A 10,183-nucleotide genomic window follows, 5' to 3' on the forward strand; every position below is an offset into this window, starting at 1 on the left:
TTAAACGAATCATCAGATGGAGAAAGGCAGTTAAATCATGAGAAGTAAAATGCCTAGTTTTCAAAATGATACACCTGTCACCGCTACTAAATTCAATGCTGGTGAAGAGTATAAGTTTTTTCTCAGCACTTGCCTTTTTGCTTCCTTTTGAATGGTTCAGACGTTTCAATCCGATCGAGTCATCGTTTAAGTCCCATCACAAAACTTTGTACATATATGTTTTCCAATAATGGGTCTAGTCCATCTTTTGAAACGAAATGTGCAAATAGAGTTGCAAATAGTGATAAACTGTTTCATAGAAGACATCTTTCTTGTACAGGATGTGTGGGTTTTATCCCTTACTATCGTACTAGAGAAGGTGTATTTTTTTTGTGTTCAATTGGTGAAAACTAGCAATCGCTAGATGTGTTATATAAAATAGCGAATATGGTAAAATAGTAATATATATATATGAATTGAATGAGGGGTTAAAACGTGGATTATCAAACAGAGGCACAACTAGAGAAAAATATGATTAATCAACTGACGAGGCAAGGGTACGAATCGGTTCAATTACCAGATTATGATGCGTTGGTTAAAAACTTCCGAACCCAGGTCAATCGGTTTAATGAAAAGAAATTAGAAGGCAAACCACTTACTGATATTGAATTTAATCGGCTTTTAACGATCATCGATGGGAACAGTATTTTTGATTCGGCCAAGATTCTTCGAGATAAACAAATCATTGAACGAGAAGACGGATCGCAAGTTTATATTGAACTGTTCAACACGCGTGAATGGTGTAAAAATCTATTCCAAGTGACGGCACAAACCACTGTCACAGATAAATACACGAATCGATATGATGTGACGCTGTTAATTAACGGTCTACCTGTGGTTCAAATCGAGTTAAAACGACGTGGACTCGATTTCAAAGAAGCTTTTAACCAAATTCAACGCTATCGAAAGCATTCGTACAAAGGGCTCTATCGCTTCCTTCAGATTTTTGTCGTAAGTAATGGTGTCGATTCCAAATATTTCTCTAATTCCGATGGTGAGATTTTATTTGGCTATACATTTTACTGGTCAGATGCGGAAAATAACATCATTACGAAGTTAGAAGAATTTACTTCAACCTTCCTTGAAAAATGCCATATTGCAAAAATGATTGCCCGTTATATGGTGTTAAATGAAACGGAAAAAATGTTGATGGTGATGCGCCCGTACCAAGTGTATGCGGTAGAAGCACTGGTGGAAAGGGCGTTAGAAACAAAGAATAATGGTTACATTTGGCATACGACGGGCTCTGGAAAAACACTCACTTCATTTAAAACGAGTCAAATTCTAGCGAACGAGCCTCAAATTAAAAAAGTCTTTTTCTTAGTCGATCGAAAAGATTTAGACAGTCAGAGCATTGCTGAATTTAACAAGTTTGAAAAAGGGTCTGTTGATACAACTGATAAAACCGATGTACTTGTTAAACAAATTCAAAATGTCATGAGCCCTTTTATTGTAACGACCATTCAAAAAATGGCTAATGCGGTGAAAAATCCAAGGTACGCAAAAGCGATGGAGATCTATAAAAATGAACGAGTCGTTTTTATCATCGATGAGTGTCATCGTAGTCAATTTGGAGAGATGCACACAGCGATTTCAAGGCATTTCCAAAATGCACAGTATTTCGGTTTTACCGGTACACCACGTTTTGAAGAGAACAAAAGTCAAGATGGTCGAACAACCGCTGACTTATTCGAGAAATGTTTGCATTCGTATTTAGTAAAAGATGCGATTCGGGATGGGAATGTACTGGGCTTCTCCGTAGAATATATGCGGACCTTTAATGCCCAAGTAGATGAGGGCGATGAGACAAAAGTTAAGGCGATCAATACAGATGAAGTATGGCTGGACGAAGATCGAATGAAAATAGTTGTAAAAAACATTTTGGATAATCATGAGCGCAAAGCTCGCAGCAAAGGCTATACCGCTATTTTTACGGTTCAATCCATTCCGATGCTGGTTCAATATTACGAGATGTTTAAACAATCAGAGCACAAGTTTAAAGTTGCAGGAATTTATTCATTTGGTGCAAATGAAGAGAGCGAAGGGAAAGAGGAACATTCACGTGATAGCCTGGAACGCATGATGAAAGACTATAACGGTGATTTCGGTACGAACTTCTCAACGGACACGTTCTCTAACTATTTCTCCGACGTTTCCAAGCGTGTGAAAACGGCCCAGATCGATATTCTTCTTGTCGTAAATATGTTCTTAACCGGTTTTGATAGTAAAACACTGAACACGTTATACGTCGATAAAAACTTGAAACATCACGATTTGTTACAAGCCTTCAGTCGTACGAATCGTGTGGAAAAAGCGACGAAACCTTATGGGAATATCGTGTGCTATCGTAACTTAAAAGAAAATACAGATGATGCGATACGTATTTTCTCTCAAACACATTCAGTCGATGAAGTGCTAATGAAAAGCTATCAAGAATATTTGGTGATGTTCCATGATGCACTGGAGAACGTGTATGAACTGGCTGCAAAACCAGAGGATGTCGATCGCTTAGAGAGAGAAGAAGACAAAAAGTCTTTTGTTGATGCATTTAAAGGTCTGACGAAATTATTGGTACGCTTAAAAACCTTTACCGAATTTACGTTTGATCCAGACCAGCTGAAGATTGACAGTCAAACGTATGAGGACTACAAAAGCAAGTATTTAAACATCGCGGAACAAGTGAAAAAAGAAGTCGAAAAAGTCTCCATCCTACAAGACATTGATTTTGAATTAGAGCTAATGCATACCGATCGAATTAATGTGAGCTACATTATGAATTTGATTCGAAATATCAATTTGGAGGATGAGAAAGAACGCGAAAAATCCATTCGAAAAATTGAAAAAGAGTTAGATGGAGCGGATAATGAAGACTTACGTTTGAAAGTAGCGCTCATTAAAGAGTTTCTAAATAAAGTCGTTCCAACGTTAACAAAACAAGATTCGATCGATGATTCTTTCAATGAATTTGAGCAGGAGAAACGTAAAGAAGAGGTGGAGTCTTTTGCCAAAGAAAGTGGACTCCCGAACGAGGAGCTACAATCATTCATCGAAGAGTACGAGTATAGCGGCATCATTAAGAAAGATGATATTAGCGACACCCTCAAGTTGCCTTTTATGAAGAAAAGAAAGATGATTCACCGTACTGCCGATTTTATTGCTGAGCATACACAACGGTATAGTTAATAGAAGAAATGGGAGATGGGATAGACTATCTCCCATTTTAATTTGCTGTACAATCGGAACTATTTTGTAAAATAGCAAAAAAAATGATTGATATTTTTAATAATAACACCTAATGTGTAGTAGTGAATGATAAACGGAGGTGACAATCATTAATCTTCAAGAGATTGCCACAGTAGTACAAGGGACGAACTTTTCAAGGGTGGAAACGAATAAAGATCATGTCGATGCGAAAGAAGTCAAACTGTTGACCTTACGCGAGTTTAATCAAACGTTAGGGCTACCGTATCGATTAGGAGAAGATAAGAAAACTTCCATTTGGGTGCAAAAAGATAAACTTCATAAGCTCACATTCACGACAGAAGATCGCCTCGTCGTTCACCTACTATCCCAAAAAGCTGCTGTACTCCCTAAACAGTATGAAGGGCTACTCATCCCTTCAAATTTTGTCGTCCTTGACTTTCATCAACCGATTGATGCAAAGTTTATGGAGTGGTATTTTAATGAACATCCGTTTATTAGAAGGCAACTCCTGTTGAGTACACAAGGGGCAATCGTTTCATCGTTATCCATTAAGATGCTACGAGAGATAGAGGTATCACTACCACCTGTTGAAACGCAAGTGCTAATGGGGGCAATTACCCATACATTTAAGAAGAAAAAAACGTTCATACAAGAACGAATGAACTTAGAAGAGCAATTAATTCATCATAAGATAATGGAGAAAATGGAGGAATATTTGTGACAACATCAGAAAAACAACGTGAACATCAAGCAGAATTACATAAAAAACTATGGGCAATGGCTAATGATCTTCGTGGTCAAATGGAAGCAAGTGAATTTAAAAACTATATTCTAAGCCTCATCTTCTATCGATATTTGTCAGAGAAAGTAGAATCGCGAGTGGATAAATTATTAGAAGAGGATGACATCTCTTACGTGGAGTCATGGAAAGACGAGGAAATGCGGGAGGCTTTAGCTGATGAATTGATCCAACAAATCGGTTACGTTATTGAACCCGATTACTTATTCTCTAACATGATCAAAGAAATTGAAAAGGGAGAAAACGGTCACTTCGACGTAGAGTTGTTACAAACAGGAATCAATGCGGTGACAGAATCAACACTCGGAGCAGAAAGCCAAGACGACTTCCAACACTTGTTTGATGATATGGATCTTTCATCATCAAAACTCGGACGCGACGTTAAATCACGCTCACGTCTAATTGCGAAAATCATGGTCAGCATTTACGACATTCCATTCCTTCATGACGATGTCGATATTGATGTACTTGGAGACGCCTATGAATACCTTATTTCGCAGTTCGCCGCGAACGCTGGGAAGAAAGCAGGGGAGTTCTATACTCCACAACAAGTATCAAAAATTTTGGCTAAGATCGTGACGGTTGGTAAAGAAGATCTTAAAAGTGTATACGACCCGACATGTGGGTCCGGATCGCTTCTCCTCCGTGTGGCAAAAGAAGCAAATGTACGTAAATTTTATGGACAAGAACTAACGGCGACGACTTATAACTTGGGACGAATGAATATGTTGCTGCATGACGTATCCTATCAAAACTTTGACATTCAAAATGAAAATACACTGGAAGAACCAGCACATTCAGAAATGCGTTACGAAGCCGTTGTAGCCAATCCTCCATATAGTGCGAAATGGAGCGCTGACCCGAAGTTTTTAGATGACGAACGCTTCAGTGCATACGGAAAACTTGCACCAAAATCAAAAGCCGACTATGCGTTCATTCAACACATGATTCATCAGCTAGACGACAACGGGACGATGGCAGTCGTTCTACCACACGGCGTTTTATTCCGTGGCGCAGCTGAAGGGGTTATTCGTAAATACTTGATTGAAGAAAAGAACTACTTAGATGCGGTGATTGGACTGCCAGCGAATATTTTCTTTGGTACATCAATCCCAACGTGTATTTTAGTGTTTAAAAAGTGTCGTAAAGAAGATGAGAATGTATTATTTATTGATGCATCGAACGAATTTGAAAAAGGAAAAAACCAGAACCAACTGAAAGACGAAAATGTCCAGAAAATCATTAATACGTATATCAATCGAGAAACAATCGACAAGTACTCATACGCTGCAGACTTAGATGAAATTCGTGAAAATGACTATAACCTTAACATTCCTCGTTATGTGGATACGTTTGAGGAGGAAGAGCCGGTTGATTTGAAGGCTGTACAGAAGCGTTTGGGAGAGATTGATGATGAGATAGATGAAATTGAAACGGAGCTAGAGACTTATTTTCAGGAGTTGGGGGTATAAGTATGCTTTTAACAATTAAAGGTAGTATACCTCAGTTAAGGTTTAAAGATGATAATGGAAATGATTTTCCTGTGTGGGGTAAAAATAGATTAAAAGATATATCCCAACCTGTTAAACGTAAATCAAATTTAGTAGAAGCGATCCCCATACTAACAATATCTGCAGGTAGAGGTTTTTTAAATCAATCTGACCGTTTCTCTAAAGTAATTGCTGGTACTAGTTTAAAAAACTATACCTTGCTAAAAAAAGGAGAACTTTCATATAATAGGGGTAATTCGAAAACTTTTCCGTACGGATGTATCTATTCGCTAAAAAACTACGATGAAGCTTTAGTTCCGAATGTTTATCGTAGTTTTAAATTAAATACAGGGATGAATTCATTGTTCTATGAATATTTATTTTCAAAAAGGTATGCAGATCGTCAGTTAAGGCGTTTTATATCTTCAACTGCACGTATGGATGGGTTACTTAATATTAACCAAGATGATTTTTACTCATTATGGGTACCCACTCTTGCAGAAAAAGAACAACAAAAAATCGCCGACTTTTTCAGCTTGCTCGATCGTCGCATCGAGAAGCAGCAAGAAAAGGTCGAAGCGTTGCGTGAGTATAAGAAAGGCATGATGCAGAAACTATTCAGTCGTGAGTTGCGGTTTAGAGATGATGATGGTGGGGAGTTTGGGGAGTGGGGCACTTATAAGTTTAGTGATTTATTTACGAGTATTTCTACAAAGTCTTATCAGATACTTTCAACTGAATATCAAGATAAGGGGTTATTTGAAGTAGTGGATCAGGGACAGTCACTTGTAGTAGGTTATACTGATCGAAAAGATAAGCTTTATAATCAAGGACCAGCAATAATATACGGTGATCACACAACAATAGTGAAATTTAGAACATCCTCATTTGTTATTGGAGCAGATGGAACCAAGATACTAATTAATAAGAGAAGTAGTGACTCAATACAGTATTTGTATTATGCACTTTGTTATTTCAATGTTATTTCTGAAGGATATAAAAGACATTTTTCCATTCTGAAAAAAATTTCATTAACAGTTCCTATAGAAAAAGAACAACAAAAAATAGCTGATTTCTTATCAAAGATCGATAATAAAATTGAAAAAGAAGAAGGAAAACTCAAAGCACTTACAGAAGAGAAAAAAGGCTTCATGCAACAGATGTTTGTTTAATTCGATGTCAGTCCCACGGTAAAGTAACGCTTTACCGTGGGACTGACATTTTTACGAAGATAGTCCTATCCTTTTACAGTAAGATTTATCATCACCTCATTAAAGGTTTGATCCTTATAATGCTAAAATAAAATACATAACGATTATAGGTGGTTATTGTCAGTGACCGCTCTTTATTTGTCTTTCAAAGTACTGTAACTACATAATTTAATAGCTCAGGAGGAAAAGGATGCCTACTATTTTCAGAAAAACAATTAAACTATTCCTGATTGATGGGGAAACGACTGGAAGAATGAGTGCTGAATTGTCAAATTGGACGGGGAAAGCCTATAAAATCCCTCGCAATAAGGTTCGTGAAAGTAAAGATCGAACGGAATTAAACGGTACGGGCGTATATTTTTTATTTGGAAAAGATGAAGATCAAAATGACGCCGCCTACATAGGAGAAGCAGAGGATGTACTTAAGCGATTGAATCAGCATTTAAAAGAAAAAGACTTCTGGAATGAAGTGATTGTCTTAACGAGTAAAGACGACAATTTGAACAAGGCTCATATTAAATACTTGGAACATCATTTTTATCAACTAGCGAAAAAAGTAGGACGTTATCAAATAGAGAATAGTACGATTCCTGCCTTACCATCTATATCTGAACCAGATCAAGCGGAAATGGAAGAGTTCCTGTTAAATAGTAAGCAATTGATTGGAACACTAGGCCATAAGATTTTCGAAGAAGAAGTAGATAGAGATGATGGGAATATTAATAATGAAGCGTTATTTTACATTAAATCTGCTCGTGGGAGTGACGCTTCAATGGTGCGGTCATCAGAAGGTTTTGTCGTTTTAAAGGGCTCAAAATTTGCCAATCCTGTCGTAGATTCTTTCTCGCAGTCTTCAAAAAAACTAAGACAGTCATTAATTGATAAACAAGAATTAGTCTTTAAGGATAATGAATTAATTCTTGTGAAAGACCGTGTGTTCTCTAGTCCTTCTACAGCAGCGGACATGGTCACGGGGAGAAGCGCCAATGGATTGATAGAATGGAAATTAAAAAACGGTAAGACATTAAGAGAAGTAGAGAGTGTTTATAGGGATTGATTTTCTCGTACCCCATGCAAATAGAAATGTTTGATGCAAGAAGCATTGTAAAAAGATTGGAACAACAAGGGACGATTAACTTTTTTCTTCACATGATCAAGCATCCATTACATCAAAACGTAGGCAATCATTCCTCAAAAAGTTGAGAGAATACCATGTTTTTTAAGGTGCCAAATAGAATGATTCCATGATGGAATGTGCTCTTCTTTAAAAATGAAGCGCAAATAGAATTGGAAATGATGCTAAACTATAGAAGACACCTTTCCTGTACATGATATGGTATTTGTCCCTTACCATCGTACTAGAATAGGTGTCTTTTTGGATTGGTATTGTTAATAACAAAACAGTCGTGATTTAAACTGACGTAGAGCGTGCTGAATTAACTAAACAAATTAATAGATGTAATGATGATTGGTACGGTAATGATATCAATTAAAAAGGATCCGACTATGGGTACAATCAAGAAAGCTGTTTTTGAAGGTCCAAATCTTGATGTAACGGCTTCCATATTCGCAATGGCGTTTGGTGTAGCCCCTAAGCCGTGTCCTGTAAAGCCAGCGGACATTACTGCTGCATCGTAATCTTTCCCGAGTAATCTAAATACGACAAAGATAGTAAACAACGCAATAAATAGTACTTGTACCAAAACAACGATTAACAATGGAAGTGCAAGGTTTGCAACTTCCCATAACTTGATACTCATGAGCGCCATGGACAGGAAGATACTTAAAGTAACATCGCTGATTAAGCCAATAGATTTCATTTGTATCATTTCTTTATTGTATAGATCGATAATATTTCTGACGATTACTGCTACAAACATCGCACTTACATAGCTTGGTAGTCCAAATCCTGTTAGATTTGTAAAAAACTCTCCTAAATACGAACCTATAGCCATGCAAAATGAAATGATCAACACTTGAATCATAAACGTGTTTGAAGTGATAGCAGAAGAACCAGTGAGTTCGTCTACGATCGAAGAGTTATCTTCCTTGTCAGACTCTTTTGGTTTTAAATCGTATTTAGTTACTAAATACTTAACGATAGGCCCACCGATTACACCCCCAGCGATCAGTCCAACCGTTGCGGCTGCCAAACCGACAGAGAGCGCACCTTCAACCCCCATTCCCTCTAGGGTTGTACCAAATGCAGTAGCCGTTCCATGCCCACCTTCCATCGAAGCAGTACCTAACATTACTCCGATTAATGGATCCAAGTTTAATAATGATGCAAAAGATATACCAATAACACTTTGTACGATAGCCAAGACGATACTGGCAAGCCAATAAATGATAAGAAGCTTCCCTCCAAGTTTAAGAAGGGTGAAACTTGCGCCTAGTCCAACTGTCGTGAAAAATGCGATCATGAATAATTCTTGTAGTGATGTGTCCAACGTAATGGTTAAGAGATCAAAGCCTTTTAATGCCGTGACAGTGAAAGCAAATAACAGCCCTCCCACGACAGGAGCGGGAATACAATATTTGTTTAAAAGCGGTATCTTTTTATTGAGATAAGATCCGATTATAAATACAGCGACAGCCAAAAATAAAGTAGTTATCTGATTGATTTCTAATGTCATGTCTAACCTCCGTATGCTAATAGTTCTCTATAAATTTTTATGTATTAATATTTATAGAATATTTTATTTACCATAACAATTATAGTGAAGTTTTAGAAATAAATATAGAATTTTAGGGATTTTTATTTATAAATAGTATAATATGAAGATTTAGAAGATTAGGAAGTGGAAGTTAAAAGGGCTCGTATTATTACACTGTAGAAAAAATCAGCTTAAAAAATGACAAAAATGCCTTATATCTAGGGGTCAAAAGCTAATGAAGTGGTTTGAACATTAGAAAATAATTAGATTAAATCAACAACATCATTTTTTAATTTATTCTGAATTTATTTAAAAATATTAACAATAATTCCAATATACAAATAGCGAATTAGTGTAAATTTTTATATTATTTTAATATATTTAAATATTTAGATGATCATTTTCTCCAAACAAATCAATTTATTTCCACCAAAGATATCGAGACCACCAATTTATGAAGAAGAACATGTTTTATTATCACCCTCTGTTCACTACTTAATAAAAAAGACAAAGGTGTTATACATTTATTATATATTGGAATATAACCAAATATTTAATTTTGGATTGGAGAAGGGGAAGGTGTAACAATTGTTTGAAAAACACAAAAAACGTTGAGCCCTCGATGACGAGCTCAACGCTTTTTTTACAAAACATGAATCGAGAAATCTAAATCGGCTTGTAAATGCTCTGGCATCAGTTTTTCAGCTTTATCAGCATCCCGTTGCTTGATGGCATCGTAAATCTCTTGGTGCTCATCGATTAAAAAAGGACGCTTATGATAGA

At 36.6% G+C, this 10,183-nt stretch carries 7 protein-coding genes; 5 read left to right on the plus strand and 2 right to left on the minus strand.

All coding sequences use genetic code 11. The features are described from left to right. Positions 1 to 474 precede the first annotated feature (474 nt). From AB1471_RS15620 to AB1471_RS15640, 5 genes are all read left to right on the plus strand, one after another. Positions 475 to 3,222, plus strand: coding sequence for a type I restriction endonuclease subunit R (locus AB1471_RS15620; protein WP_367780696.1), 2,748 nt, complete (start codon positions 475 to 477; stop codon positions 3,220 to 3,222). A gap of 139 nt (positions 3,223 to 3,361) precedes the next feature. Then, positions 3,362 to 3,964 carry a restriction endonuclease subunit S domain-containing protein gene (locus tag AB1471_RS15625; protein ID WP_367780697.1) on the plus strand — a complete coding sequence of 201 codons (603 nt, stop codon included), beginning with the start codon at positions 3,362 to 3,364 and terminating at the stop codon, positions 3,962 to 3,964. Then, positions 3,961 to 5,514, plus strand: a complete 1,554-nt coding sequence (locus AB1471_RS15630; protein WP_367780698.1) for a type I restriction-modification system subunit M — start codon at positions 3,961 to 3,963, stop codon at positions 5,512 to 5,514. Before AB1471_RS15625 ends, AB1471_RS15630 begins: the two co-directional genes overlap by 4 nt. A gap of 2 nt (positions 5,515 to 5,516) precedes the next feature. Next, the gene (locus AB1471_RS15635) at positions 5,517 to 6,704 is read left to right on the plus strand and encodes a restriction endonuclease subunit S (RefSeq protein WP_367780699.1); all 1,188 of its coding nucleotides are present in this window, start codon (positions 5,517 to 5,519) and stop codon (positions 6,702 to 6,704) included. A gap of 229 nt (positions 6,705 to 6,933) precedes the next feature. Continuing rightward, a complete protein-coding gene (locus AB1471_RS15640; RefSeq protein WP_367780700.1) occupies positions 6,934 to 7,800 on the plus strand; it encodes a GIY-YIG nuclease family protein in 867 nt (288 codons plus the stop codon). Between the two features lie 379 nt (positions 7,801 to 8,179). Here the strand turns inward: AB1471_RS15640 and gltS are convergent, their stop codons facing one another. Together gltS and AB1471_RS15650 are read right to left on the minus strand one after the other, a co-directional pair. Beyond that, positions 8,180 to 9,379, minus strand: a complete 1,200-nt coding sequence (gltS, locus tag AB1471_RS15645; RefSeq protein WP_367780701.1) for a sodium/glutamate symporter — start codon at positions 9,377 to 9,379, stop codon at positions 8,180 to 8,182. Between the two features lie 664 nt (positions 9,380 to 10,043). Continuing rightward, on the minus strand, positions 10,044 to 10,183 hold a 140-nt coding region (locus tag AB1471_RS15650), incomplete at its 5' end, for an FCD domain-containing protein (protein ID WP_437342375.1).

Origin of the sequence: Jeotgalibacillus marinus (assembly GCF_040801915.1) — a bacterium.
Classification (GTDB): domain Bacteria; phylum Bacillota; class Bacilli; order Bacillales; family Jeotgalibacillaceae; genus Jeotgalibacillus; species Jeotgalibacillus marinus.

Bases quoted from the DNA above. Each gene is read 5' to 3' on its own strand.
- AB1471_RS15635 (WP_367780699.1), top strand. From the start codon at position 5,517: ATGCTTTTAACAATTAAAGGTAGTATACCTCAGTTAAGGTTTAAAGAT.
- gltS (WP_367780701.1), bottom strand. From the start codon at position 9,379: ATGACATTAGAAATCAATCAGATAACTACTTTATTTTTGGCTGTCGCT.
- AB1471_RS15640 (WP_367780700.1), top strand. From the start codon at position 6,934: ATGCCTACTATTTTCAGAAAAACAATTAAACTATTCCTGATTGATGGG.